The organism is Brevibacterium samyangense, assembly GCF_039529845.1.
Classification (GTDB): Bacteria; Actinomycetota; Actinomycetes; order Actinomycetales; family Brevibacteriaceae; genus Brevibacterium; species Brevibacterium samyangense.
Window position 1 is genome coordinate 57597 of record NZ_BAAANO010000002.1, and the last position, 25469, is coordinate 83065.

General features: G+C 69.6%; 24 protein-coding genes and 2 tRNA genes. 13 read left to right on the forward strand and 13 right to left on the reverse strand.

The window, feature by feature from the left end; genetic code table 11:
• The 6 genes from ABD172_RS00515 to pknB all read left to right on the forward strand — a co-directional run.
• Window positions 1-317: FHA domain-containing protein FhaB/FipA (locus ABD172_RS00515; protein ID WP_344305937.1), on the forward strand; the 317-nt coding region annotated here is incomplete at its 5' end.
• Window positions 314-2023 carry a PP2C family protein-serine/threonine phosphatase gene (locus tag ABD172_RS00520; protein WP_344305938.1) on the forward strand — a complete coding sequence of 570 codons (1710 nt, stop codon included), beginning with the start codon at window positions 314-316 and terminating at the stop codon, window positions 2021-2023. The genes ABD172_RS00515 and ABD172_RS00520, both read left to right, overlap by 4 nt.
• 1 nt (window position 2024) lies before the next feature.
• Window positions 2025-3497: an FtsW/RodA/SpoVE family cell cycle protein gene (locus ABD172_RS00525; protein ID WP_344305939.1), complete on the forward strand. Its 1473-nt coding sequence runs from the start codon at window positions 2025-2027 to the stop codon at window positions 3495-3497.
• Window positions 3497-4966 (forward strand): peptidoglycan D,D-transpeptidase FtsI family protein, encoded by a 1470-nt coding sequence (locus ABD172_RS00530; RefSeq protein ID WP_344305940.1) that lies wholly within the window; start codon window positions 3497-3499, stop codon window positions 4964-4966. Before ABD172_RS00525 ends, ABD172_RS00530 begins: the two co-directional genes overlap by 1 nt.
• Window positions 4963-6732, forward strand: coding sequence for a protein kinase domain-containing protein (locus ABD172_RS00535; protein WP_344305941.1), 1770 nt, complete (start codon window positions 4963-4965; stop codon window positions 6730-6732). Before ABD172_RS00530 ends, ABD172_RS00535 begins: the two co-directional genes overlap by 4 nt.
• A 100-nt stretch (window positions 6733-6832) precedes the next feature.
• Window positions 6833-8872, forward strand: a complete 2040-nt coding sequence (gene pknB, locus ABD172_RS00540) for a Stk1 family PASTA domain-containing Ser/Thr kinase (protein ID WP_344305942.1) — start codon at window positions 6833-6835, stop codon at window positions 8870-8872.
• A 137-nt stretch (window positions 8873-9009) separates the two neighbouring features.
• Here the strand turns inward: pknB and ABD172_RS00545 are convergent, their stop codons facing one another.
• The 5 genes from ABD172_RS00545 to ABD172_RS00565 all read right to left on the reverse strand — a co-directional run bounded on the left by ABD172_RS00545 (window position 9010) and on the right by ABD172_RS00565 (window position 12082).
• Entirely contained in the window at window positions 9010-9489 is a 480-nt protein-coding gene (locus ABD172_RS00545) for a hypothetical protein (RefSeq protein WP_344305943.1), read from the reverse strand.
• Window positions 9490-9578: 89 nt separating this feature from the next.
• Window positions 9579-10298, reverse strand: a complete 720-nt coding sequence (locus tag ABD172_RS00550; RefSeq protein ID WP_344305944.1) for an anthranilate synthase component II — start codon at window positions 10296-10298, stop codon at window positions 9579-9581.
• A complete protein-coding gene (locus ABD172_RS00555; RefSeq protein WP_344305945.1) occupies window positions 10295-10477 on the reverse strand; it encodes a hypothetical protein in 183 nt (60 codons plus the stop codon). Before ABD172_RS00555 ends, ABD172_RS00550 begins: the two co-directional genes overlap by 4 nt.
• Window positions 10477-11325, reverse strand: a complete 849-nt coding sequence (locus tag ABD172_RS00560; protein WP_344305946.1) for a class E sortase — start codon at window positions 11323-11325, stop codon at window positions 10477-10479. Before ABD172_RS00560 ends, ABD172_RS00555 begins: the two co-directional genes overlap by 1 nt.
• A 1-nt stretch (window position 11326) precedes the next feature.
• Window positions 11327-12082 (reverse strand): DUF881 domain-containing protein, encoded by a 756-nt coding sequence (locus ABD172_RS00565; protein WP_344305947.1) that lies wholly within the window; start codon window positions 12080-12082, stop codon window positions 11327-11329.
• A 144-nt stretch (window positions 12083-12226) separates the two neighbouring features.
• Here ABD172_RS00565 and ABD172_RS00570 point away from each other — a divergent pair, with 144 nt between their 5' ends.
• From ABD172_RS00570 to ABD172_RS00590, 5 genes are all read left to right on the forward strand, one after another.
• The gene (locus ABD172_RS00570) at window positions 12227-12664 is read left to right on the forward strand and encodes a cell division protein CrgA (protein WP_344305948.1); all 438 of its coding nucleotides are present in this window, start codon (window positions 12227-12229) and stop codon (window positions 12662-12664) included.
• Window positions 12655-13335, forward strand: a complete 681-nt coding sequence (gene yczE, locus ABD172_RS00575) for a membrane protein YczE (RefSeq protein ID WP_344305949.1) — start codon at window positions 12655-12657, stop codon at window positions 13333-13335. Before ABD172_RS00570 ends, yczE begins: the two co-directional genes overlap by 10 nt.
• A 1146-nt stretch (window positions 13336-14481) precedes the next feature.
• Complete coding sequence (locus ABD172_RS00580; protein WP_344305950.1) at window positions 14482-14868, forward strand: hypothetical protein; 387 nt, start codon at window positions 14482-14484, stop codon at window positions 14866-14868.
• 378 nt (window positions 14869-15246) lie between these two features.
• Window positions 15247-15897: a MucR family transcriptional regulator gene (locus ABD172_RS00585; protein WP_344305951.1), complete on the forward strand. Its 651-nt coding sequence runs from the start codon at window positions 15247-15249 to the stop codon at window positions 15895-15897.
• A 242-nt stretch (window positions 15898-16139) separates the two neighbouring features.
• The gene (locus tag ABD172_RS00590) at window positions 16140-17711 is read left to right on the forward strand and encodes a SulP family inorganic anion transporter (protein WP_344305952.1); all 1572 of its coding nucleotides are present in this window, start codon (window positions 16140-16142) and stop codon (window positions 17709-17711) included.
• 144 nt (window positions 17712-17855) lie between these two features.
• Here the strand turns inward: ABD172_RS00590 and ABD172_RS00595 are convergent, their stop codons facing one another.
• Both ABD172_RS00595 and ABD172_RS00600 read right to left on the reverse strand, forming a co-directional pair.
• Window positions 17856-18575, reverse strand: coding sequence for a rhomboid family intramembrane serine protease (locus ABD172_RS00595; protein ID WP_344305953.1), 720 nt, complete (start codon window positions 18573-18575; stop codon window positions 17856-17858).
• A 23-nt stretch (window positions 18576-18598) separates the two neighbouring features.
• The gene (locus tag ABD172_RS00600; protein ID WP_344305954.1) at window positions 18599-19141 is read right to left on the reverse strand and encodes a peptidylprolyl isomerase; all 543 of its coding nucleotides are present in this window, start codon (window positions 19139-19141) and stop codon (window positions 18599-18601) included.
• Window positions 19142-19380: 239 nt separating this feature from the next.
• Here ABD172_RS00600 and ABD172_RS00605 point away from each other — a divergent pair, with 239 nt between their 5' ends.
• Together ABD172_RS00605 and ABD172_RS00610 are read left to right on the forward strand one after the other, a co-directional pair.
• Entirely contained in the window at window positions 19381-20250 is an 870-nt protein-coding gene (locus ABD172_RS00605; RefSeq protein WP_344305955.1) for a hypothetical protein, read from the forward strand.
• 230 nt (window positions 20251-20480) lie between these two features.
• Complete coding sequence (locus tag ABD172_RS00610) at window positions 20481-21434, forward strand: L-lactate dehydrogenase (RefSeq protein ID WP_344305956.1); 954 nt, start codon at window positions 20481-20483, stop codon at window positions 21432-21434.
• A gap of 121 nt (window positions 21435-21555) precedes the next feature.
• On the opposite strand, the gene ABD172_RS00615 is transcribed toward ABD172_RS00610, so the two are convergent.
• The 6 genes from ABD172_RS00615 to purT all read right to left on the reverse strand — a co-directional run bounded on the left by ABD172_RS00615 (window position 21556) and on the right by purT (window position 25360).
• Window positions 21556-22449, reverse strand: coding sequence for an SDR family oxidoreductase (locus tag ABD172_RS00615; protein WP_344305957.1), 894 nt, complete (start codon window positions 22447-22449; stop codon window positions 21556-21558).
• Between the two features lie 92 nt (window positions 22450-22541).
• Window positions 22542-23189 carry a CinA family protein gene (locus ABD172_RS00620; RefSeq protein ID WP_344305958.1) on the reverse strand — a complete coding sequence of 216 codons (648 nt, stop codon included), beginning with the start codon at window positions 23187-23189 and terminating at the stop codon, window positions 22542-22544.
• Between the two features lie 388 nt (window positions 23190-23577).
• Window positions 23578-23650: transfer RNA gene (locus ABD172_RS00625), tRNA-Ala, on the reverse strand.
• Window positions 23651-23687: 37 nt separating this feature from the next.
• On the reverse strand, window positions 23688-23810 hold the full coding sequence (locus tag ABD172_RS00630) for a hypothetical protein (protein ID WP_344305959.1): 123 nt from the start codon (window positions 23808-23810) through the stop codon (window positions 23688-23690).
• Between the two features lie 26 nt (window positions 23811-23836).
• Window positions 23837-23910, reverse strand: a tRNA-Ile gene (locus tag ABD172_RS00635).
• Between the two features lie 217 nt (window positions 23911-24127).
• Window positions 24128-25360 (reverse strand): formate-dependent phosphoribosylglycinamide formyltransferase, encoded by a 1233-nt coding sequence (gene purT, locus ABD172_RS00640; protein WP_344305960.1) that lies wholly within the window; start codon window positions 25358-25360, stop codon window positions 24128-24130.
• Between the last annotated feature and the right edge of the window lie 109 nt (window positions 25361-25469).

Here is a 25469-nt window from a genome sequence, read left to right on the forward strand (position 1 = left end):
CCGCGTCCGCGGCCCCCGACGACCGCGCCCCCACCCGGGTACGGGTCACCGTCGGCCCGCTGCTCGGGCTCGAGGTGGCGCTCGGCACCTCGCCGATCACCCTCGGTCGGTCCGCGGACAACACGGTGGTCATCGACGACGACTACGCCTCGGGCCGTCACGCCCGCATCGTGCCCGACCTCGACGGCTGGGCACTCGAGGACCTCGGTTCCACGAACGGGACGTACGTCGGCGACGAACGGGTCACCGGGCGCATCCCGCTGCGGGTCGGTATGCCCGTGACCATCGGCCACACCACCCTGGAGCTTGCCGCGTGAGCGAAACACATCCGGTCCTGCGTTACGCCGCGAGGTCCCACACCGGCCTGACGAGGAAGAACAACCAGGACTCCGGTTTCGCCGGGCCCAACTTCCTCCTCATCGCCGACGGGATGGGCGGCCACGCCGGTGGCGACGTCGCCTCCGCGATCACGGTCGCGCGCCTGCAGGGCCTCGGTGACACCGGGGACAACCCGGATGCCCTCGACCTCCTGCGCTCCTCGATCCTCGACGCGAACGAACGGATCGCCCGCACCGTCGTCGACAACCGCGAACTCGCGGGAATGGGCACGACCGTCACCGCGCTCCTGCGCGACGGCAACCGCTTCGCCCTCGCCCACATCGGCGACTCCCGCGCGTACCTGTTGCGCGACGGCGTCCTCACCCAGGTCACGCACGACCACACCTTCGTCCAGCTCCTCGTCGACGAGGGCAGGATTACGCCCGAGGAGGCGGAGACCCACCCGCAGCGCTCGGTCGTCATGCGGGTGCTCGGCGACGTGGGGGCGTCCCCCGAACTCGACATGTCCTACCGCGAGGCGCGGATCGGCGACCGCTGGATGCTCTGCTCCGACGGACTCACCGGCTTCGCGTCGATGGACGACATCAAGGCGGCCCTCGAGGGCATCGAGGACCCCGGCGCCTGTGCCGACCGACTCGTCGACTACGCCCTCCAGGGCGGCGGCGCCGACAACGTCACCGTCGTCATCGGCGACGTCGTCGCAGCCCCGGACGACACCCCGTCCGCCACCGCCGAGGCGCTCCCCGGCACCGTCGACGGGTCCCCTTCCGACACCTCCGGGTCGGCCGACGCGGACACCGTGGAGTTCCAGAGCCCCGCCGGCTCCGCCGTCGGATCCGTGGCGATCAACCCCCAGTACGCACAGCTCGGCACCGCGGCGGTCGCGAGCGAACTCGTGCAGACCGGTCCCCACTCGATCGTCGAGGAGAACCTCACCGACACGACGGAGATGCCCGCGATCGGGTACGGATACCCCGGCGACGCGGTCGACGGTGCGCCCACCCAGCCGATGACGCAGGTGGAGGACGGGACCGATCCCCGCACCCTCGAGATCGCCCCGGGGACGCACTCCGCCACCGGTGCTTCCGGAGCGCCCGGCACGGCCGGCGACACACCGGGAACGCCCGCGGACGCCTCGGCCGGCCACGACTCCGAGGACGACCTCGCCTCGTGGGGCGAGGAGGACCTCACCCGGACGCGGAAGCGGCCGATCGTCGGCATCGTCGTGACCCTCGCGGTCGTCGCCGCCGTCGTCCTCGCCATCGGGCTGGGTTGGGCATTCGTCCGCAGTCAGTACTACGTCGCCGCGCACGAGGGGAACGTCGCGGTGTACCGCGGGATCCCGCAGGAGATCGGCCCGCTCGAGTTCTCCGAGATCGCGGAGACCACCGAGATCGAGGTCGACCGGCTCGGCACCTTCTCCCAGAGCCGCCTCGAGGAGACGATCCCCGCGGACTCGCGCGAAGCCGCCGACGACATCGTCGACACGCTCGGAGCGGAGGCCGCGCGCAATGCGGAGGCCGCCACCATCCAGGGCGGTGCCGCGGAGGTCGACCCGACCCCCGCGCCCACCCAGGGTGCCACCGGAGTACCGGCGGACCCGGGAGCGACCCGAGCACCGACCGATTCCGGGCCGTCGGCCCCGAACCCGACCTCCTCCGCGACGGCGCGGATGGGAGCCTGACATGAGCACCCTCACTCCGGTGGAAACGCCTCGCGGCACCCCGCCGGGCCCGCGGACGTACCGATCGGCGGAGCTCGGTCTTCTCGTCCTCGCCGTCGTCGCCTCGGCGGGCGCATACGCACTCGTGGGGCTCGGCGCGGAGGACACGGTCCCCGCGAACGTCTACGTGTACACCGCCTGGCTCTCGGTGCTCGCGGTCGCCCTCCACGTCCTCGTCCGCTGGCGGGCGAAGTACGCGGATCCCGTCATCGTGCCGATCGCCGTCCTGCTCAACGGTCTGGGACTCGCGATGATCTTCCGGATCGACCTCGCACTGTCCGACTCCGAGTCGACCTCGCAGGTCGCCGTCTCCCAGCTCACGTGGATGACGCTCGGGATGTTGCTGTGCGGACTCGTCGTCGTGTTCCTCCGCGATCACCGGATCCTCCGACGGTACGTCTTCACCGCCGGGCTCGCCGGTCTCGTCCTGCTCCTCCTGCCGATGGTGCCGGGGCTCGGCAAGACGATCAACGGGGCGAAGATCTGGATCGGCGTCGCCGGTTTCTCGTTCCAGCCCGGTGAGATCGCGAAGATCCTCATCGCGGTGTTCTTCGCCGGGTACCTCATCAACTACCGGGACCAGATGGTGCTCGCGGGCAAGCGGTTCCTCGGCATCCAGTGGCCCCGACTGCGGGACGTCGTCCTGCTCTTCGTCGTCGCCCTCGCCGCCGTGCTCATCCTCGTCATGGAGCGGGACCTCGGCACCTCGCTGCTGTACTTCGGCCTCTTCGTCGCGATGCTCTACATCGCGACCGGGGTGAAGTCGTGGATCCTCCTCGGACTCGGGATGTTCGCCGCGGCCGCCGTCGTCGCCACACTCACGTTCTCGCACGTGCAGCAGCGTGTCGACGGCTGGCTCCACGCGCTCACCCGTGAGGAGTTCGAGAAGTCCCCCGGCGGCTCCTACCAGCTCGTCCAGGGCATGTTCGGCATGGCCAACGGCGGCATCATGGGCACCGGGCTCGGTGAGGGGCGACCCGACGTCGTGCCGTACGCGAACTCGGACTTCATCTACGCCTCGCTCGGCGAGGAACTCGGCATGGTGGGGCTCTTCGTGATCCTCGTGCTCTACGTGCTCCTGTTCGAACGCGGGATGAAGACCGCCTCGGTCGTCCGGGACGGTTTCGGCACCCTGCTCGCCGCGGGTCTCACCTTCACCTTCGCCCTCCAGTGCTTCATCGTCATCGGCGGCGTCACCCGTGTCATCCCGCTCACCGGCCTCACGACACCGTTCCTCGCCGCCGGCGGTTCCTCGCTCGTGGCGAACTGGATCATCATCGGCATCCTCCTGCGGATCTCCGACAACGCCCGCCGTCCGCTCGAGGAGCTCGCCACCGGTGTCCTCACCGTCCCCTCGTCGCTGCGCGACCGCGAGGAGGCGGGCGGGACCTCGGCCCGTTCGTCCCTGGTGCACGACCCCGGAGGTGACCGCTGATGCGTAAAGCCCTCAAGCACGTGTCCGTCGTCGGACTCTCGATGTTCGCGCTCCTCTTCGGGTCCACCACGTGGATCCAGTACTTCAGCGCGGAGGACCTCAACGAGCACCCGCTCAATACACGTTCACTCCGTGAGGAGATCACGCGCCACCGGGGCCCGATCCTCGTCGACGGCACGCCCATCGCCCAGTCCGTCCCGGTGGACGACGATTACGAGTACCAGCGCGAGTACGGGGCCGAGGGGATGGATCCCGAGGTCTACGCCTCGCTCACCGGATTCTTCTCCGTCGTCGGCGGCACGCACGGCCTCGAGAGCACGGAGAACACGCTCCTCGCCGGCACCGACGACGCGCTGTTCCTCTCCCAGGTGTCGAGCTGGTTCACCGGCGAGCAGCCCATGGGCGCCGCGGTGTCCCTCACGATCGACCCGGCCGCCCAGCAGGCGGCCTGGGACGCGCTCGACGGCCAGAAGGGTGCCGTCGTCGCCCTCGACCCCAAGACCGGTGACGTCCTCGCGATGGTCTCGACACCGGGCTGGGATCCCAACGCCGTGGCCGTCCACGACCCCGCCGAGGCGAACGCCGCCTACCAGGACCTCGTCGCCGACGAGGACGACCCGCTCTACAACCGGGCGATCGGCGGCAACCTCTACCCGCCGGGTTCGACCTTCAAGCTCGTCACGGCCGCCGCCGCACTCGAGTCCGGTGACTACACCCCGGACTCGACGCTGCCGAGTCCGGCGACCCTCGACCTCCCGCAGACGAGCGCGACGATCTCGAACTCGAGCCGCACCGCGTGCGGGCCGAACGACGAGGTGGACCTCGCGACCTCGATCGAGATCTCCTGCAACACCTCGTTCGCGTGGCTCGGCATGGAGCTCGGGCCCGATGCGATGGCCGAGCAGGCCGAGAAGTTCGGATTCGGCGCGGACATGAGCATCCCGCTCGGTGTCACGCCCTCCCGGTTCCCCGAGGACACCGACGAACCGCAGCTCGCGCAGAGCGCGATCGGCCAGTTCGAGGTCCGGGCGACGCCCCTGCAGATGGCGATGGTCGCCTCGGCGATCGCGAACGGCGGGACGCTCATGACTCCCCAACTCGTCTCCGAGGTCCGCAACGCGCGGACGCTCTCGCTCCTCGAGGACCCGTCCCCGCGGGAGTTCTCGAAGCCGGTGAGCCCGGAGACCGCGCAGGCGCTCACCGACATGATGGTGTCGGTGACCGAGGACGGCACCGGTACCGCCGGTGCGATCGACGGCGTCGACGTCGCCGCGAAGACCGGAACCGCGCAGCACGCCGAGGGCGCCGCCCCGCACGCGTGGTTCACGTCCTTCGCCCCCGCGGACGACCCCCGGGTGGCGGTCGCCGTCGTCGTCGAGAGCGGTGGCAGTGCAGGAAACCAGGCTTCGGGCGGCCGTTCGGCCGGCCCGATCGCAAAGGCTGTGATGGAAGCGGTGATCGATCAGTGAGACCTGAGTCGGGAACGGTGCTGGGCAATCGGTACGAGCTCACCTCGCGGATCGCCACGGGCGGTATGGGCGAGGTCTGGAAGGGCCACGACACCGTGCTCACCCGGCAGATCGCCGCGAAGATCATGAAGGAGGAGTACCTCTCCGACCAGAACTTCCTCGCCCGCTTCCGGGCCGAGGCGCGCAGCATGGGTGCGGTGTCGGATCCCGGCATCGCGGCCGTGTACGACTACGGCGAGGAGAACGGCAGCCCGTACCTCGTCATGGAGTACGTGCCGGGAGAGGCCCTGTCGACGATCCTCGACCGTGACGGGGCGATGGACGAGGCACGGACCCTCGACATCGTCGCGCAGGCGGGTGCGGCACTCCACGCCGCCCACCGGGCCCACGTCGTGCACCGCGACGTGAAGCCCGGGAACATCCTCGTGACCCCCGACGGGCAGGTGAAACTCACCGACTTCGGGATCGCCCGCGTCGCCGACCAGGCACCGCTCACGAAGACCGGCCAGGTCATGGGCACCGCCCAGTACCTCGCGCCCGAACAGGCCACCGGCAAGGGTTCGACCGCCAAGTCCGACCTCTACTCGCTCGGCATCATCATGTACGAGGCCCTCGCCGGCGTCCGCCCCTTCACCGGGGAGTCGCAGGTCGAGATCGCGATCGCGCAGGTGAACCGCAAGCACCCGCCGCTGCCGGAGACGGTGAGCGAACCGGTGCGGCGCCTCGTCGACTGCATGCTCGAGAAGAAGCCGGAGAACCGTCCGGCCGACGGCGCAGCCCTCGCGAAGGCCTGCCGCTGCCTCATCGCCGGCGACGTCCGCGCGGCGGAGGCCGCGGTACCGCAGATGGTGGGGGAGACCCCGGCCACCGAGGCGCTCACCCAGGTCTTCGACCGGCCCGACGAGGCCACGACCCGCGTGATGAACCAACAGCCGCGGTCGATCTCCTCGGGACCGGCCGCCATGGGAGCCGCGGGCGCGGCCGGGGCCGCTGCGGCGCACGGCGACGCGGCGACGGGCGCGGTGGACCGCCAGGGAGCCTCGGACGTGGAGGAGAAGGAGAAGGCGCCGAAGGCGGCGGTCATCGCGATCGTGATCCTCGTGCTCGTCATCCTCGCCGGCATCGGCTGGATCCTGTGGCTGTTCCTCGGCCCGCGGGACGAGGGAGGCCCCGAGCCGACCCCGACCGTCACCGCCTCACCCACGGAATCGGAGACCGCGACCGAGGAACCGGAGACGGTCGAGATCGACCCCGACGACTACATCGGGTTGAGCGAGGGCTCCGCCGTCGCGAACATCGAGAACCTCGGCCTCGAGGCCCGCGTGGAGACCGTCGAATCGGATTCCTCCGTGGGCATCGTCGTCGACGTCCGGGAGGCAACGAACGGAGGGTACGAGTTCGCCGAGGGCGACACCGTCGTGCTCGAGGTCTCGGAAGGACCGGCCGAGGAGCCGGAACCCGAGCCGGAACCGACGTCCGAACCGGAGCCGGAACCCGAACCGGAACCGACCTCGGAGCCGGAGCCGGAGCCCACGCAGGAGCCGGAACCCGAACCGACCCAGGAGCCGGAGCCCACGCAGGAGCCGGAACCGACCACGAACCCCGGAGGCGGGGGAGGGAACGGCGGTGACTCGGGAGCCACCGGTGGCAACAACGGCAACGCCGGCGGTTCGGCCGACCGCGGATCCGGTGGCGGTCCGAACGCAGGGGCGGACCTCACGGACGCCGTGGAGTCCTACTTCGGAGCGGACGGGGCGGACGGCTGAACGCGGGAGACCGGCAGCCGGATGACCGCGTGCTTGTACCAACGACAGGAACGAGGGCGGGGAGCGGGATCGACCGCACCCCGGCCCGCGGAGGGAAACGATGACTGAACCACGCCTGCTGTCCGGGCGCTACGAAGTGCGCGCGCTGCTCGGCCGCGGCGGGATGGCGGAGGTCCACGAGGGCCTCGACACCCGCCTCGGTCGCAAGGTCGCGATCAAGCTTCTGCGCTCCGACCTCGCACGGGACCCCTCCTTCCACGCCCGCCTCAAGCGCGAGGCGCAGTCGGCCGCCGGACTCAACCACCCCGGCATCGTCGCGGTCTACGACTCCGGTGAACAGACCATGGAGGAGACAGGCGGATCCGAGGTCCACGTCCCCTTCATCGTCATGGAGTACGTCGAGGGCCGGACCCTCCGCGAGGTGCTCACCGAGCACGGCACGCTGTCCGTCCGGGAATCCCTCGACGTCATCGCGGGGGTGCTCGCACCGCTCGACTACAGCCACCGGCACGGGATCGTCCACCGCGACATCAAACCCGCGAACGTCATGCTCACTCCCGCGGGCGACATCAAGGTCATGGACTTCGGGATCGCCCGCGCGCTCGAGGACACCGGGTCGCTCACGCAGACCCAGTCGGTGGTCGGCACCGCGCAGTACCTGTCCCCGGAGCAGGCCCGCGGTGAGGTCGTCGATGCCCGGTCGGACCTGTACTCGACCGCGTGCATGCTCTACGAGCTCCTCACCGGCCGCCCGCCGTTCGTCGGGGACTCGCAGCTCGCGGTCGCCTACCAGCACGTCGGTGAGACCCCGAAGCCGCCGTCCGAGCTCAATCCCGAGGTGCCGCCGGCGGTCGATCGCCTGCTCGCACACGCTCTCGAGAAGGACCGTGGCATCCGCTACCAGGACGCCCACACCTTCCGCGAGGACGTCCTCGCGGCCCGGGACGGACGTCCCATGTCCATCGACGATCCCGAGGCCACGCGGATGCTCGGCGCCGTCCCCGGTGCGGAGCTCGCAGGTGCCGGCGCCGCCGGGGCTGCTGCTGCAGCGGCTGCGGGCGCCGGTGCGACGGCGAACGGCGACGGGCACGCCGAGGAGGCCGCGCCCGGTCTCATGACCGGCATGGTCACCGTGGTCGCGGACCCCGAGAAGGAGGCGAAGGAAGCCCGGAACGCCCGCAAGCGGCGCGGCTGGTACTGGGTGGGAGCGGCACTCATTGCCGTCATTCTCACCGGGATGGGCCTGTGGATCTACCAGATGTCCCAGCCGGACGAGGCCCCGACCTTCGCCCTCACGGACCTGAGCGAACGCACCGCGGACGATGCGGAGCAGTACCTCATCGACGTCGGGCTCACGGTCGATCGCGAGGAGATCGCGGACGACACCATTCCCGTCGGACTCGTCGTGAAGACGGACCCCGGCAGCGGTACACAGGTGGCCCAGGGGGACGTCGTCAAACTCTTCGTGTCGACCGGGCCGGATTCGGTCGACGTCCCCGAGGTCGCCGGCGAGACCGAGTCCCGGGCGCGGCAGCTCATCGGGGACGCGGGCCTCGTCGCGGGCTCGAACATCGAGGAGAACTCGCCTGACGTCGAGGCGGGACGCGTCCTCGAGACCCGGCCGGGTGCCGGCTCCACGCTCGCCACCGGATCGAACGTCGACCTCGTGCTGTCCTCCGGGCAGGTCGAGGTTCCGGACCTCGCCGGGCTCACCGGCGACGAGGCCTGCGCGAAGCTCGAGGAGGACGACTACCAGCTCGGCTGCACCGTGGAGACGTCCGTGACGCCGGACCACGAGGCCGGCAAGGTGTTCGAGCAGAGCACCGCGAGCGGCGACGCCGTCGACCAGGGCTCCACGGTCACCGTCACCGTCGCCGAGGCGCCGCCCACTCCGACACCGACGCCCACCCCGACGCCCACCCCGACGCCCACCCCGACGACACCCCCCGCCTCGCCGACGGGCCCGGGACTTCCCTCCATCGGCGGGGGAGCCGGGGACGGCGGCAACGGCAACGGGAACCAGGGCGGCGGGTTCGGACCCGGCAACGGTTCGCAGGGACAGAACCAGAGCTCCGACAGCTCGAGCGACGACGTCGAGGAGTTCGTTCGCGAGTACCTCGAGAACCGCGGGGACGAATGAGCGCGGCGTGAGCGTCTGCGCGGTGGCAGCGGTTTGAGCTCGCGGCAGTGAAACAACCCGTACGACCGAGCGCAAACCGCTGGAATCGCGGCGGTAAACGACGAAGCCCCGGCAGGATCACCTGCCGGGGCTTCTCGTCATTCACGGACGCTCACGCTCGGGATCGGCCCCGGCTCATCGAGACCCCGATTCCCGTCGGCTCCACCGTGGCCGACAGCACCGGTGCGGCTTCTCGGCAGCAGTTCAATCTCTGCTCTTGGCGTCAGAGTGTTGGATGCGCAAGGCGAAACCGTCGAGATCTCGATGCGCTTCGGCCGTCCACCATCGAGATCCCGGTGCACGTCGACCGCCTCGTCGAGACCGCGATTCCCTTCGACCACCTCGTCGAGACCGCGATTCCCGTCGGTCTCCTCGTCGAGATCGCGATTGATTGCGCGATCTCGCCGATTTCCAGCATTCAATCGCGACCCGAAGCCGGCGTTCCTCAGCCGATTGCGATTTCGGCGGGCGACACCGTTGCCACCGCAAACGTCAGCACCGGTTTGCTCTCTCGGCCGCAGTGCAAACTGCTGTATCGGCGTCAGAGTGGTGGAGAAAGCGCTCCGAAACGCCGGCACTCCTCAGCCGATTGCGATCTGAACGCCCCGACCCTGCCGGTCGCGTCGTCGAGAATCGGCTCCGGCGGCCGCTACCGTGACGTCAACGCTCAGTCACGCGCGATCCCGGCGGAGGCGATGGGGGAGCGGCCGCGGGCGGCGCGGGCCGCCTCGGGCATTCCGGCGGTCGCGAGGAAGTTGCCGAGCATGAGGTACCCGTCCTCGGTGAGGACGGACTCGGGGTGGAACTGGACCCCGGCGAGGGGCGCCTCGCGGTGCTGGACCGCCATGACGATCCCGTCGGCTGTCCGGGCGGTCACCTCGAAGACGTCCTCGGGCAGGGTGTCGTCGACGATCGCGAGCGAGTGGTACCGGGTGACGGTGAGCGGTGTCCGGCAGCCGTCGAAGATCCCGGAACCGGCGTGCTCGACGACGGACGTCTTCCCGTGCATGAGCGTCGGGGAGTGGGACACGGTCGCCCCGAACACCTCGCCGAGCGCCTGGTGGCCCAGGCACACGCCGAACAGCGGGAACCGCGCCTCGGCGGCCCAGCGGATGATCGCGGGACACACACCGGCATCGGCGGGTGCGCCCGGGCCGGGGGAGAGCAACACTCCGTCGAAGTCCGCGAGGTACTCCGGGATCTGCTCCTCGGTGATGTCGTCGTTGCGGATGACGGTGGTGTCCGCCCCGAGCTCGCGGAGGTAGCCGACGAGCGTGTAGACGAAGCTGTCGTAGTTGTCGACGACGAGGATCCGGGCCGACGATCCGGCGGAACCCGCGGGCGCCTCGGCCGACGTGGAGGGAGCAGGTGCGTTCTGCGAGGTCATGATGTGCTTTCCTGAACGGTCTCGACGCCGACCGTGGCGTCGTTGAAGGGCATGTACGGGGCGATGACGGGGAAGACGTACTCCATGAGGAGGTACACCGCCGCCGCCACGAGAACGAGCGAGATGAGCAGCTTGACCGGCCAGGGTCCCGGCAGGTGCCGCCAGAGGAATCCGTACATCAGGCGCCTCCTGCCTCTCCGACCTCGGCGTACGCGGGGGAGTCCGCGATCGCTGCGGGTGGGCCCTCGGAGGTCGGACGGAACTCGGTGAGCACGGAGTACGCGACATAGCGCTCGCGCGCGGAGAACATCGGGTTGCACGCGGTGAGTGTCATGATGCGGTCCTTGCCCTTGTACTCGGGGAGGGTCGGCAGCGGCGCGAGCACGTCGACCCGGTCGGGGGTGACGATGTCGAAATTGCGGAAGGTGTACGTGTAGAACCCGTCCACGGTCTGCACGACGAGTTCGTCCCCGGGCCGCAGTTCCGCGATCTGGTTGAGCGGCTTGCCGTAGGTGACGCGGTGCCCTGCCATCGCGAAGTTGCCGACCTCGCCGGGCATCGCGGAGTTCGGGTACCTGCCGAGCCCCATCCGGTTGAGCACCGGTTCGAGGGACACCCCCTCGGCGATCGTCCGGTAGTAGTCGTCGCCGAACCGCGGGATGTACATGATGCCGAAGGCACTGTTGAGGTCCGCCGGTTCCCCGACGACAGGCGTGTCCGGGTCCTCCGGCAGCTCGTTGCGCGGATTGTCGACCCACTGGGTCGCGAGTTCGGAGGCGAGGGTCTGGTTGTCGCGGTTCGCCTCGATGTCGGTCCACCACAACTGCCAGACGACGAAGAGGACGAGGACCAGTCCGGCGGTGATGCAGAGTTCACCGAAGCCGCGCACCGTCCCGCGGACGAAACCGAGCGGCTCGGGTTCGCGTGCGGCACGCCGCTCCCGGCGCGTACGTCGACTGCTGCGATGGCTCACGGTGCTGCGGGGTTCGTTCCGGCGCGCGGCACGGCGCGGGTGGTCGGGGCTCATCTCAGAGCACCTGTGCCACGGACACACCCGCGACCCCGTCGAACTCCTCGAGCGTGAAGGTGCCCTGCTGCACCTTCCACCCGAGCCCGAGGCGGTCCACGTACTGCTTGTACGTACTGATCTGCGGCGACGCCGCGAGCGCTGCATTCATAGCATTCACATCCCCCACGGCCGTCACGGTATAGGGCGGGGAGAAGACCTGCGAGTTCACACGCAGGGTGTTGCCCACGCACTGCACGGAACTCGTGCTCACGATCCGCTGCCCCTGCACCGCCATTCCGGTCGCTCCTCCGGCCCACAGCGCGTTCATCACCGCTTCGAGGTCCTGTTGGTGGATGAGGAGGTCGTTCGGGTTGATCCCCGGGTGCTCCTCGCGCGCGCTGCGCGGCGCGTCGTCGAGCGTGACCTCGACCCCGGGACCGGTGACCTCCGCGGCCGAGGCGGCACGGGCTGCCGAGTCCACGGCTCCTCGGGCCGATTCGACCTCCGAATCCTCGTCACCGGCCGCTTCCTGGAGGGATGCGACGGTGGCGCGGAGGTCCTCGACCTCCTGCTGCTTCGCATCGGCCTCCGCCGATCGCTGTTCGACGATGTCCGGCAGCGTGGACGCCTCGTTGCGCAGCTGGGTGCCGGAAGCCTCCCGTGCGGAGGTCGTCATGAGGGCGCCGCAGAGCACGAGGACGAGCACACTGGCGGCCCCGGAGAAGAATCCTCCGCGGGGTCGGGGTGCGCGATCGGCATGTCGGGCGGCATTCACCCTCCCGAGTGTATTCACCCACCCTGGGCGTTCGTGAAAGGTGAGTCACGTTGTCCGCGTAGAATTGCACGCGTTCAGACGTGTATTCCATGCTGAAGTGCTCACGCATAGTCCTTCTGTACTCCATCCGACGAGGAGCCTCCCTTGGCCGACTCCACCAAAGACACCGCAGACACCTCCGGGACCGACGACGTCACGTCGGCGAAGGACTCGGCGTCGGGCAAGGCCGCCACGGCGAAGAAGGCCGTCGAGGGCGCCGGCGCGAAGGCCACGAAGTCCGGCCCCAAGCGCACGAAGCGCAATGCCGACAGGACCGCCGCCCGTTCCGGTAATCCGGCCAAGCGCAGCACCGCCCGACAGAAGGCGACCTACACCTCCGCGGACGGTCAGCGCACCATCCGCCCGAACCCGCGGTGGTTCCTCCCGACCCTCATCGCGCTCCTCCTCGTCGGCCTCGCGTGGCTCGTCACCTTCTACATCTCCGGTGCCCGGTGGCCCGTGGAGGCGTGGGGCAACTGGAACCTCGTGGCGGGCTTCGCGTTCCTCGTCGGGGGCCTCGTGATGTCGACCAGATGGCGGTGACCGGGCGGGGGAGTACGCCCGCCGGTCGGGTCGATTTCCGGCTCCTCGCGGACGCTCCCCTGCCGGCGCGCCTCCTGGCGCTCTTCGGCGGACTCTTCCTCTTCGGGGTGTCCGCCGGTCTCATGATCGTCGCGTCCCTCGGCAATATGCCGTGGGACGTCCTGCACGAGGGCATCGCGCGGCATCTGCCCCTGTCGATCGGGACGATCGGCATCATCGTGTCGGTCCTGCTCCTGCTGCTGTGGATCCCGTTGCGGCAGAAGCCCGGGCTCGGCACGCTCTCGAACGCACTCCTCGTCGGTCTCTTCATCGATCTCACGATGCACTGGGTGCGCACCCCGCCCGAGCTCTGGCAGCAGATCCTCCTCATGCTCGGCGCGCTCCTCCTCAACGGCCTCGCGACCGTCCTCTACATCGCTCCCGACTTCGGCCCCGGCCCCCGTGACGGCCTCATGACCGGGCTCGTCACGCTCACCGGACGGCCGGTGTTCCTCGTCCGCACCTGCATCGAGATCGTCGTCATCGCGGTCGGGTGGCTGCTCGGCGGCAACTTCTTCATCGCCTCGGTCGTCTATGCGCTCGGGATCGGGCCGGTGACGCAGGTGTTCCTCCGTCTCGCGTACCGCCTCTGGGGTCCGAAACCGCACCCCCGCCGCGAGACCGTCGCCTGACACGAGTACCCTGCACACCCGCCAGAACGCACGCGCGCGCATACTCACCACAACGTCCCCGGACCACGGGAATGTCCTGGGGGTTCGAGTACAGAACAGCTGCCTCCAGCCAGCATTCCAGGACCCGAATCAAAAGGTCCCCAGACTTCGAAAACGTCCCAGCGGTCCCCGTACAAAACCGCACCCTCGGACGGCGGATCCAGTGCCTCCAGCACTTTGAGCCCCGTACAACGGCGTGAAGTGCTGCCGAGAGCGCACGCCGCTGCCGACGACGGCAGAGCACTCCGCGCGCGAGGACTACCCGCTTGAGGACTGCGTGAGCCAAGGACCTGGCGCCGCCGTGACACGAATGAAGGGAAACCGCGAACGCGCTCGGGCGTGTCTCGGCCGAAACGCCCCGATCTCACGCACTCGCCACCGCGATCACCCCCTCTCACCCGCAGATTCACACCCGACGAGAGTTATCCACAGTTGTCCACAAGTACTGAATGTTCTCCACACGGAATCCGCCCACATTCAGGGGACGCACGTTCTTCACAGGCTGTGGATATTTCCGTGGATGACAAGTGACCTGGGGAAAGACAGGTGTGTAAGTTTTCCACCTTGTGGACAAAGTGTGTGGATAACCGTGGGTGCTCTCTGTGGAGAACCACTGCCGCCCGTCCACAGATGCCCCCTGCACTGCTGTGCACACCCGTGACCCGCTAGCACATGCGCCCCGATACATCACGCATATGGCCCGGCTCACAACACCTCCGTGGTCGCATAGCGGCACGTCGTAAACACGCCCTCTGGGCACAGGACATGCCCGGGCGCGCGGGCTCCTACCGTGAGAACGTGCGGATCCGGCGCCGGGTTCGCACCGATCGTCCGGATCGCACCGATCACGCCGCTCGCACAGCACGGAACCACCGACACCACCGGAACCACCGACGCCCTCGGACCGGCAGCACCACTCCGGCGGCAACACCCGGCGACACCACTCCGGCGCCACACGACAAGAGGCACACGATGTCACTCGAGTTCGACGACCCCCGTCATCCACTCGCGGATACCCCTCCCTCCCGGCCACCGCGACGACGATCCCACCGCGCACATCGGCTCAAAAGCGCACCGACGCCGCTCGAGTGCACGTTCGGCACCGAGGTGCACTTCGAGGGAGGCATCGTCGCCTTCGTCGAGCACACCGGACCGGCACTGCCCTCCGACCACACCTCGGGCTCGCGGCGGGAGGCACAGACCTTCCTCGTCGTCGTCCGCAACGATGCGGACGAACCCTTCGACGCCTCGGCCGCGGAGATCGAACGGGTCACCGTCCTCGGCGCGGACGGTGAGCGGGAGTTCTGCGAGGACGTGTACGACGACATGAATGGATGGGACGGCGCCGCGTTCGGCACGATCCCGCCCGGGCGCACGCAGGCGTGCGCGGTCGCGTATCAGCTGCCGGCGACCGCGGATCCGCTCACCCTGTCGCTCCGTTTCACCCCGGACCTCCTGCTCCACGAGTGCGTGGTCGTCTCTCACCGGCTCTGACCCCACTGCCTCTGACCCCACCGGCCCGATGACAACGAGTCGACGGGACCGGCGGCAACACCGGTCCCGGGCCCGTTCGCGGTGCCGAGGCACTGCGATCACGGGCCGCGCGGCGAACCCCCAGGCCCCACCAGCGAACCCACCGGCCCCGCCGGCTCGCCCACCGGTTCCCACCGATCTCCCCCGGGAATCCCACCGGAATACAGCGGTTCGGTCATGTCGGACACCTGTTGAGACAGAAATCGGCGGCCTCGTGACCGCCCCGGTCGCCGCCGCTCCTCCGGTGGTGTTCTGGAACGGTCGAATCGGTCTCCCGGATGCCGCACGGACGCGGCACGCGCCCGGGGCCCGGGTACCGATCGAGGAAAGGAATCGATCATGTCCCGCCGCAAGGGTCCGGTCGGGCCCGCCGACGAGCATCTCCTCGAGTGTCTGGAGTGCGGTCGTCGCTTCCGACATCTCACGTCCCATCTACGCATCTCGCACGACATGGGCCCGGTCGAGTACCGCCGTGAGCACGGCCTGCCCGACACCGTCCCGCTCGTGAGTCCGAAGATCCGGGAGAGCATCAGTGAACGCATGCGCACTCCCGAACACCTCGCCAAACTCGCCGAGGCGCGGGCCCAGTACCGCAGACCGGCCCGCCCGCCCCTCACCACCGACGACGAGGTCGCCGGGTCGATGCCGCCGTGGACCGACATCGCGGAATGGACGCAGGCCGCCCGTGCACTCATCGACGCGGGTGTGCGGACGAAGGCGTCTCTCGCGCGACTGTACGGGGTGAGCCCGGCGGCGGTGAGCCACCGGCTCCGGCGGTACCCGGCGGACGGCGACTACGAGCCCTGCCACATGGACGGCTGCACGTCCCCGGCGTACACGCGCGGCTACTGCACCGCCCACTACCAGCAGGTGAACCGCGCGGAGAAGGCCGAACGCAGACGGACCACGGTGACCGGTCTCCACGGGAACCGCCGCGGCGGTCCGCGCGGCCATCGTCCGGGCGGGGGAGGACACCTCACCGCCGCCTGATCCGCGGGTACCTGCGGGTGTCGTCGACGACGCAGGAGAGGGGAGCGGGGGCGTGTGCTCGAAACGCGCCGAACGCGCTTTTCGAGCACAAGTCTCCTTGACCGATCACGTGGTTCGATCCTGAAGAAAACTCCTTGTGAACGTGGGTGGTCACCCGTTCACGGGGCCCGATTTCCGTGATCGCATGGAGAGGCACCGAAAAGTACGACTTCCGGCACACCGTTACCGAGGAGCCGCATCCGATGCCTCGGCAGACCCCGCCCCACGCCCGCACGTCCGCGCATCCCACCGCCGTTCGGGGAACCGGAACAACACCGAAGTCCACACCCAAGCCCACACCGAAGCCCACCCCGGGCCGCCGCACGGCCGATCGCCGCACCGCCGTCCTCCGCTCGCGCCTGCGCAAGACCCGCTCGCTCCTACCGCGGGCGTCCGACTACGCCTCGGCGCACCGCACGTGGAAGGGCGACGTCCTCGCGGGCATCACGGTCGGGATCGTGGCGCTGCCGCTGGCCCTCGCATTCGCGGTGAGTTCGGGCATGCCCCCGGAGGCCGGGCTCGTCACCTCGGTCGTCGCCGGGTTCGTCGCTGCGGTGATCCTCCTCCAGCAGGTGCCCGACGCCCTCGGGGTGGAGGAGACGACCCGCTCGAATCCCGCTCTCGCCGCGTTCGAGTCCTTCTCCCTCGTCGACGTGCCCGAGGTGGCGTGGGCCCTCGGAGCGGCCAGTCTCGTCGCCGCGATCATGGTGCTCGCGCCCCTACTGCATCCCTCGCTCCCCGGCTCGATCATCGGGATCGTCGTCGTCACGGTCGCCGCGGGCGTGCTCGGTGCTCCGCTCGTGCCGATCGGCGACCTCCCCGCGTCCCTGCCCGCACCCTCGTTCCCGCACGTCGACCTCGGGACGCTCGGCGCGCTGCTCGGGCCCGCGTGCGCCGTCGCGACCCTCGCCTCCATCGAGTCGCTGCTGTCCGCCCGGGTGGCCTCCCGCCTCTCGGACGCCGCGCCGTACCACGGGGACCGCGAACTCGTCGGGCAGGGACTCGCCTCGGTCGCCTCGGGCTTCTTCTCGGGGATGCCGACCACCGGCGCCTTCGCCCGCACCGCGGTGAACGTGCGGGCCGGGGCACGCAGCCGGATCTCCGCGATCGTGCACGCACTCTTCCTGCTCGTCATCGTCTACGTGTGCGCGCCGATCGTCTCCCACGTCCCGGTCGCGGCCCTCGCCGGCGTTCTCCTCGTCACCGCCGTGCGGATGGTCTCCCCGAGCACGGTGCGCGCGGTATTCACGGCCTCCCGCGGTGATGCGTGGGTCTTCGTCCTCACGGCGCTCGTGACGATCTCGGTCGACATCGTCGTCGCGGTGCTCTTCGGTGTGCTCCTCGCCGCGATCCTCGCGCTCCGGTCCCTGTCCCGCCTGTCCTGGACCTCACGCGTCCCGCTGCCGGGGGAGCCGGTGGACGGAGACGAACGGATCGCGCTCTACCGCATCGACGGCGTGCTGTTCTTCGGCGCGGGGGACAGGATCCTCGGGGAGATCGGTCGTGCCGGCGGGATCTCGGTCGTCGTCGTGCGCCTCGGTGACCTCGGACTGCTCGATTCGAGCGGGGCCCGCGTCATCGCGGAGCTCGTCACGAGCCTCGAGAAACAGGACATCACCGTCCTCGTCGAGGGCATCCAGGTGCGCCACCGGCAGGTCGCGCACTGCGCGGGCGTCATCGCCTCGCTGCGGCACCGGAAGCACGTGTTCACGGACCTCGACGCGGCGATCGAGCACGCCCGCGATCACGTCGCCCGGGAGCGTGTGGCCGCCTGAACGGCCGTGTGGCCGACCCCCGGCCGGGCTCGGATCCGCCTCCCGGCCGGGCTCGCCGGGGCGGCACCGGGCTCTCGGGTCCGCCGAGGCGCCCCACGGCTCGGATGGATCCGTCGCCTCGGACCGACCCGTCGCCTCAGTCCGTCAGCCCCCGGCCTGCCGGCGGGCCCTCCGGCGGCGATCCGCCGCCGCCCACGGGACGAACACGCACCCGAGCACGAAACCGGTGACCAGCCCGCCGAGGTGCGACTCCCAGGAGATCCCCGGGCTGAGGAAGCCGTACGCGGCGTTGAGGGCGACGAACACGAGGACGCCGCCGATGTTGCGGTCGAGCGCCCGGCTCGGCACGAGGAGGAGCCCGACGAGGGCGAACACCGCACCGGAGGCGCCCACGTGCATGACCCACCAGTCCGGCGAGACCGGGTCGGCAAGCAGCCACACGGCCAGGGAACCGCCGATCGCGCCGAGCACGTAGAGCACCGCGAACCGCCAGTGCCCGATCGCGCGTTCGACGAAGCCACCGAAGAAGACGACGCCCATCATGTTGAACACGAGGTGCCACGGGGAGGGCATCGCGTGGACGAGGGCCACGGTGGCCGCTCTCCACGGTTCCACCGCGGCGAACGCCGGCACGAAAGCCAGGCGGCCCTGGACGTCCGCGAACGGTACCCACTGCAGCGCCCAGACGAGCACGGTCACCGCGAGCACCACGAGGCTCACCGGGGCGTGCGCCAACACCCCGCCGGTGAACCATCCCCGGCGCTGCCGGGCCCCGGAACGCCGAGGCGCCCCGCCGGACCCGGCGGGATGCCGGGTGCCGTGGGGCGCCTCGGGAACGGAAGAGTCGTCGGACGGTTCCGTCATGATCTCGTGCGGCCTGCGCTCTCTCAGGCCTTCGGGAGGACCTCGACGGTCTCGATGACGAGGGGCTCCTTCGGGCGGTCCATCATGCCGGTCGGGGCGGCCTCGAGGGCGTCGACGACCTTCTTGGACTCGTCGTCGGCGACCTCACCGAAGATCGTGTGCTTGCCGTTGAGCCACGGGGTGGGAACGGTGGTGATGAAGAACTGCGAACCGTTGGTGCCGCGGCCCATCTGGATGCCGGCGTTCGCCATCGCGAGGATGTACGGACGATCGAACTGGAGCTCCGGGTGGATCTCGTCGTCGAAGACGTATCCCGGGCCGCCGGTGCCGGTGCCGAGCGGGCAACCGCCCTGGATCATGAACTGCGGGATGATGCGGTGGAAGCCGAGGCCGTTGTAGAACGGGCGGGTCACCTTCTCCTTGGTCTGCGGGTCGATGAACTCGCGGGAGCCCTCGGCGAGCTCGACGAAGTTGGCGACGGTCTTCGGCGCGTGGTTGCCGAAGACGTTGAGGGTGATGTCACCCTTGTTGGTGTGCAGGACGACCTGCTGCGTTGCGATACTCATGACCCCCATTCTTCCACGGGGGAGTCAGGAACACCGCAGGAGCCCGGAGGGGACCGCGGTCGCCCCTTGCCCCTAGACTGGGACGGAACCGACCGTGGTGACGCCGCACACGTTGCGACGCCCCGCCGGCCGTGCGGGAGCACAGCCCACCCGGGAGCACAGCACCCGGGTGCAGCGCCCACCCGGGTGCGCGGTCCGCGGTCGACCGAACGCAAGTCCACGACCTCATGGAGGGTGACATGTTCTTCACGAAGACAGAGAAAGCGCAGCCCGCACAGTCCGCGCCCGCCAAGGAGATCCTCGCCGAGGTGCAGGACGTCGTCCAGGCGGTCTCCAAGGCCGTCCGGTCCGGTTCCGCGTCCGCCCTCGAGGCGTCGGGTCCGCTGCTCGAGCGCGCGAACGCCGCCGTCGGAGCGGGGACCGCCGCAGCCGCTCCGAAGGTCAAGGAAGCATCCGACTACCTGCGCACCGTGGCGGACCAGGTGCGCCCCCGTCTGGAGGAGAAAGTGCACGAACTCGAGGGCCGGATCCAGGAACTGAGCGAGAAGGCCGCTCCGCAGATCGACGCCGCCCGCGCCGGAGCCGGTGCAGCTGCTGCCGGTGCCGCCGCTCGCCTGTCGTCCGCGGAGACCCCGGAGTTCGTCAACAACCTCGCCACCCGCGTCACCGGGGACACCGCGATCGTCGACAAGGCCAAGGAGGCCCTCGTGAAGGCGGGCGACTCCGTGGCGCACGCCGCCGAGAACGCCGCACCCGTCGCGGCCGCTGCTCCGGCCGCCGCCCTCGCGATGCCGGCGAAGAAGAAGGGCTTCGGCTTCGGGAAGACCACCGCGCTCGTGCTCGGCGTCGCGGGCCTCGCCGGCATCGGCTACTTCGTCTTCAAGAAGCTCCAGCCGGTCGACGACCCGTGGTCGACCCCGCTGCCGGGCAACCGTCCCGCGGACGCCCGCCCCGTCGGCTCGACCCCGGCTTCGAAGGCGAGCCAGCTGACCGGCACCGAGCCCAAGGTCACGGACGCCCCGGTGCCCGCCGCCAAGCTCGACGCCGCCGAGGACTCCGCGGCTGACCCCGAGTCCGGCACCGAGTCCTCCGAGGGCTCGAAGGCCTGAGGTCCTCCCCGGAGGCCCCATCTGAGGCCGAGGCACCCCGCCTCCCACACTTCTGAAGAGGTAAACGAAACGCTTGGCATTCCGCGGAATGCCAAGCGTTTCGTTTACCCTCCACGAATCCATTGGCGAGAGCCGGTGCCGGGCCCCTGGGCCGGCCGATCGGACGGCTCCGCACGAATCGCCGGGAGGCACCTCTTCCCCGCCGCCACGAACACCGCAAGACTGGTGCCATGGCCGTCATCGAGAACTCGAAGATCACCGTCGTCGGCGCCGGGAGCGTCGGCTCGTCCGTCGCGTATGCCGCGCTCATCCGCGGGGCCGCGCGCACCGTCGCCCTCTACGACATCAACGCGCCCCGTGCCGAGGCCGAGGTCCTCGACCTCGCGCACGGCACGATGTTCACCGGCTCCTCCTCGATCATCGGGGGAGCGGACCTCTCGGCCGTCGAGGGCTCCCACGTCGTCATCGTCACCGCCGGCGCGAAACAGAACCCCGGCCAGACCCGCCTCGAGCTCATCGGCACGAACGCCCGGATCTTCGACACGATGATCCCGCAACTCGTCGAGGCCGCCCCGAACGCGGTGTTCGTCATCGTCACGAACCCCTGTGACGTCCTCACGATGCGCGCGGTCCGCCGGACGGGACTCGCCCCGGAACGCCTCTTCGCCTCGGGCACGGTGCTCGACACCTCCCGCCTCCGCTGGCTGCTCGCGGCCCGCACCGGAGTCGCCGCCCGCTCCATCCACGCGCACATCGTCGGCGAGCACGGCGACACGGAGTTCGCCCTGTGGTCGAGCGCCACGATCGGTCCCGTGGCGCTCCAGGACTGGCGCAGGCCGGGCCACGAGCCCATCACCCGCGCCCACATGCAGGAACTCACCGACGACGTCCGGAACGCCGCCTACCGCGTCATCGAGGGCAAGGGGGCGACGAACTACGCGATCGGCCTCTCGGCCGTGCGCATCGCCGAGGCGGTCCTCCGTGACGAGAACGCCGTCCTCCCCGTGTCGACGGTCCTCGACGACTTCCACGGCATCTCCGGAGTAGCACTCTCCGTACCGTCGATCGTCAACGCCTCGGGTGCCTTCCCGGTCCGGGAGACCCCCTTCGATGCGGAGGAACTCGAGCTTCTCCGCTCGTCCGCCGAGGCCCTTCGGGAGGTCGACGCGTCGCTTCCGGAGTGATGCAGATCACACACTGAGCCGAGGCGCCCGCCCGGCTCCGCCGATCCCCCTCCTCGACGAAGAGGTGAGGGACCTTCGGTCGCCGGTGGGCGCCTCGGCGTTCGGGGGAGGGGCAGATCCCTCAGGGCGAGGGCATGCCGCCGTTCGCATTGACCGTCTCACCGATGACGTAGCTCGACTCCGCCGAGGTGAGGAAGACGAAGGCGGGTGCCATCTCGGTCGGCTGACCGGCGCGGCCGAGAGGCGTCTGCTTGCCGAACTCGGGGAGCGCTTCCTTCGGCTGGCCGTCGGACACCTGCAGCGGCGTCCAGACCGGGCCGGGAGCCACGCCGTTCACGCGGATGCCCTTGGGTGCGAGCTGCTGTCCGAGACCCTTCGTGAAGTTGTTGATCGCCGCCTTCGTCGACGCGTAGTCGAGGAGGTGCGTCGAGGGCTGGTACGCCTGGATCGAGGTCGTGTTCACGATCGTGGATCCCGGCGGCATGTGGGGGATCGCCGCCTGGCAGATGCGGAACATCGCGATGATATTCGTCTCGTAGGTGTCGACGATCTGCTCGTCGGGCAGGTCCGCGATGTCCTCGACCGCGATCTGCCGGCCGGCGTTGTTCACGAGCGCGTCGAGTCCACCGAGCGCCTCGACCGTCTTCGCGACGAGGTCCACGCACACCTCGCGAGAGCTGAGGTCGCCGGGGAAGAGGAATGCCTTCCGACCGGCCTCCTCGACGAGCGTCTTGATCTCCTGCGCGTCCTCCTCCTCGGCGGGGAGGTAGGAGAGTGCCACGTCAGCGCCCTCCCGGGCGAAAGCGATGGCGACGGCCGCACCGATCCCGGAGTCCGCGCCGGTGATGAGTGCCTTGCGCCCCTCGAGGCGCCCCGTCCCGCGGTAGCTCGTCTCACCGCGATCGGCCTGCGGGGCGAGCTCCTGGTCGAGTCCGGGTTCGGGCTGGTCCTGGATCGGGGGAGAGATGTCGGGGAATCGGGTGACCGGGTTCTGGAAGGTGAGCTGATCTGTCATTCCTGTCCTCCTCGTTCACTTGCACTGCTGGTCGGCCCCCGGTACCTGAACGGTCCCGGTTCGTTCGCCGGTGGGAATCCACCGGGGACGGCTCAGTCCGGCGGTTCGCCCGCGGCGCCGTGGACGTGCTCGGTGTCCTCGCTCGCCCGCTCCTGCAGGGCGTTGTGCACCGCCTGCAGAGCGGTGTTCACCGTGAGTGCGACGATCCGTTCGGTGTCATCGGTGGAGAGCTCGTGAAGACTCGCCTCGGTGTTCCCGTTCGCGGTCACCGCGATCCAGGTCGTGCCGGGTTCCTCGCCCTCCTGGGGCTCGGGACCGCCGGACCCCGTCGTCGCGACCGCGTACTCGACTCCCATGCGCTCCGCGACGGTTTCCGCCATGACACGTGCGGCTTCCTCGGTGACGACAGGGCCCTCCGGAACACCGAGGATCCGGAACTTCGTCTCCGGTCGATAGGCGACGACGGAGCCGGCGAACCAGTCCGACGACTCCGGGACCGCTGCGAGCGTCGTGGAGATCTGCCCGCCGGTGAGCGATTCGGCCACCGCGAGGGATTCCCCGCGCCGCGAGAGGATCGCGCCGATGGATTCCGCGAGCTGGGAACTCAGGGTCTCGATGCTGCCGATGTCGAGTCCGCCGTCACGACCAGTCTGCGGGCCCGCGGAGAACTCGGTCCGGGTGCGTGTCGTGTCTTCGGCACTCAGGGGTTTCTGCTGGTCTGATCCTGCTGGGACAGTCACGTTCTTCACCCTCTCTGTGCGAGACCCCTCCGCGTGGACCCGGGAACGGGAAACTCCGGAGGGAGCGACATGACTCCACCCCACCAGAATTGACTGGGCCCTTCAAGGCCCAGGCGAGAGAAAGCGCTGCTTTCCCTGCGGTCGTTCAGGATCGATTTCGAACGGAGCGAGGGATCCGGAGAACCACCACACGAAGTGGTTTCACGTGAAACGGGAGCCGCCGGCGTTTCACGTGAAACGGTCCCGCGCACAGCCTCGCAGAAGCCGGAAGAAGCGCCTTCGGGGCGGAGGAAGAAACACCGCGGGAGCAGCAGGCGGCCTCGCATCGGCACACCACCCCGACAACGAAGAAGTCCCGACCGGAACACCGGTCGGGACTCTCATTCTGTGGAGGTAAGGGGACTCGAACCCCTAACCCCCTGCTTGCAAAGCAGGTGCGCTACCAATTGCGCCATACCCCCGTATGCGTGTGTGTACCGCGTTCAGGATCCGGAGCGTTCACTCGATCCGGTCCGTGTACCGCGACCATTCCCGGTGTCCGCGCTGCCGCTTGGAGCGAAGTCCGAACAGGACTCCCACCGCTGCGACCACGAGGCCGATCGGGGCGAACCATCTTTTCACGAATCTCTCCGTTCCACATGGTTCTGTGGGCCTAAGAGGACTTGAACCTCTGACCTCTTCGTTATCAGCGAAGCGCTCTAACCGCCTGAGCTATAGGCCCGTATGTGCTCCCCGTTCGGCTTCCACCGATCAGGCGAACGAGAAATAACTATAGCCTCACGTCCACGCCTCCGCAAAACCGGAATCGGCCGTTTCCGGGAAGTGTGACGCACTCGACTCCGAGCCCCTGATCTGCACGCGATCCGGTCCCCTGGAGCGAGGAGCCCGAGGTGCCGTCCCCGCCCGAGGACAAGGCACCTCGGGCGGGGGCGGAGCCCTCAGACGAGGCGGGTCTGCAGTGCTGCGGCAATCTCCCGGGCCCGGGCCCGGGCCTCGTCGACGTCCGCGCCGCGCGCGAGCGCCACGGCCACGCGGCGCTTGCCGTCGACCGTGGGCTTGCCGAACAGACGCACCTGCGCCGTCGGCACCGCGAGCGCGTCCTGGAGGCCGGCGAACTCCGGCACACCCGTGCCCTCCGCGAGCACCGCGCACGAGGCGGCCGCACCCTGACCGACCGCGTCACCGCCGATGGTCGCCGGCTGCGGCACCGGCAACCCGAGCACCGCGCGTGCGTGAAGACCGAACTCGGAGACGTCCTGCGAGACGAGCGTGACGAGCCCGGTGTCGTGCGGGCGCGGGGACACCTCGGAGAAGAGCACCTCCTCACCGACGACGAAGAGCTCGACACCGAACAGTCCCCAACCGCCGAGTGCATCGGTGACGGTGCGGGCGACGTCCTGCGCGCGTTCGAGAGCGAGATCGCTCATCGGCGCGGACTGCCACGACTCCCGGTAATCGCCGTCGACCTGGATGTGACCGACCGGCGGGCAGAACACGGTGCCGGACACGGAGCGGACCGTGAGCATCGTGATCTCGTAGTCGAACTCGACGAAGCCCTCGACGATGCACCGGACGGCAGCACCCTCGCTCGCCGCGGCCCGCGCACCCTTCTGGGCGTAGTCCCAGGCCTTCTCGATGTCCTCGGCGGTCTTCACCGTCGACTGTCCCTTGCCCGAGGATGACATGACGGGCTTGACGACGCACGGGATCCCCACGGCCTCGACCGCGGCCCGCATCTCCTCGAGTGACTCGACGAACCGGTACGGCGAGGTCGGCAGCCCGAGCTCCTCGGCCGCGAGACGGCGGATTCCCTCACGGTCCATCGTGAGCTGTGTGGCCCGCGCGGTCGGGACCACCCGCACGTTCCCGGCGGCCTCGACCTCCGCGAGGACCTCGGTCGCGATGGCCTCGATCTCGGGCACGATGACGTCCGGCTGCTCGAGCTCGATGACCTTCCGCAGCGCCTCGGCGTCGAGCATCGACACCACGTGGAACCGGTGGGCGACCTGCATGGCCGGCGCGTTCTCGTAGCGGTCGACGCCGATGACCTCCGCGCCGAGGCGCTGGAGTTCGATTGCGACCTCCTTGCCCAGCTCACCGCAACCGAGCAGCATGACACGTGTGGCACCGGAGGACAGCGGGGTGCCGAGGGTTCCTGGTTCGAAGCTCATGAGCCCAGTTTCCCACAGGCGGCCCGCCGCCCCTCCCGCGCCCCGCGCCACTGCGCGCGGGAGCCGCCGGGAGTCGCACAGACGCAACCGGNGGGCCGGGGGACGCCGG

Bases quoted from the DNA above. Each gene is read 5' to 3' on its own strand.
- purT (WP_344305960.1), bottom strand. From the start codon at position 25,360: ATGAGCTTCGAACCAGGAACCCTCGGCACCCCGCTGTCCTCCGGTGCC.
- ABD172_RS00560 (WP_344305946.1), bottom strand. From the start codon at position 11,325: ATGAGCCCCGACCACCCGCGCCGTGCCGCGCGCCGGAACGAACCCCGC.
- ABD172_RS00615 (WP_344305957.1), bottom strand. From the start codon at position 22,449: ATGACAGATCAGCTCACCTTCCAGAACCCGGTCACCCGATTCCCCGAC.
- ABD172_RS00585 (WP_344305951.1), top strand. From the start codon at position 15,247: ATGTCCCGCCGCAAGGGTCCGGTCGGGCCCGCCGACGAGCATCTCCTC.
- ABD172_RS00550 (WP_344305944.1), bottom strand. From the start codon at position 10,298: ATGACCTCGCAGAACGCACCTGCTCCCTCCACGTCGGCCGAGGCGCCC.
- pknB (WP_344305942.1), top strand. From the start codon at position 6,833: ATGACTGAACCACGCCTGCTGTCCGGGCGCTACGAAGTGCGCGCGCTG.
- yczE (WP_344305949.1), top strand. From the start codon at position 12,655: ATGGCGGTGACCGGGCGGGGGAGTACGCCCGCCGGTCGGGTCGATTTC.
- ABD172_RS00595 (WP_344305953.1), bottom strand. From the start codon at position 18,575: ATGACGGAACCGTCCGACGACTCTTCCGTTCCCGAGGCGCCCCACGGC.
- ABD172_RS00605 (WP_344305955.1), top strand. From the start codon at position 19,381: ATGTTCTTCACGAAGACAGAGAAAGCGCAGCCCGCACAGTCCGCGCCC.
- ABD172_RS00590 (WP_344305952.1), top strand. From the start codon at position 16,140: ATGCCTCGGCAGACCCCGCCCCACGCCCGCACGTCCGCGCATCCCACC.
- ABD172_RS00525 (WP_344305939.1), top strand. From the start codon at position 2,025: ATGAGCACCCTCACTCCGGTGGAAACGCCTCGCGGCACCCCGCCGGGC.
- ABD172_RS00530 (WP_344305940.1), top strand. From the start codon at position 3,497: ATGCGTAAAGCCCTCAAGCACGTGTCCGTCGTCGGACTCTCGATGTTC.
- ABD172_RS00555 (WP_344305945.1), bottom strand. From the start codon at position 10,477: ATGTACGGATTCCTCTGGCGGCACCTGCCGGGACCCTGGCCGGTCAAG.
- ABD172_RS00610 (WP_344305956.1), top strand. From the start codon at position 20,481: ATGGCCGTCATCGAGAACTCGAAGATCACCGTCGTCGGCGCCGGGAGC.
- ABD172_RS00600 (WP_344305954.1), bottom strand. From the start codon at position 19,141: ATGAGTATCGCAACGCAGCAGGTCGTCCTGCACACCAACAAGGGTGAC.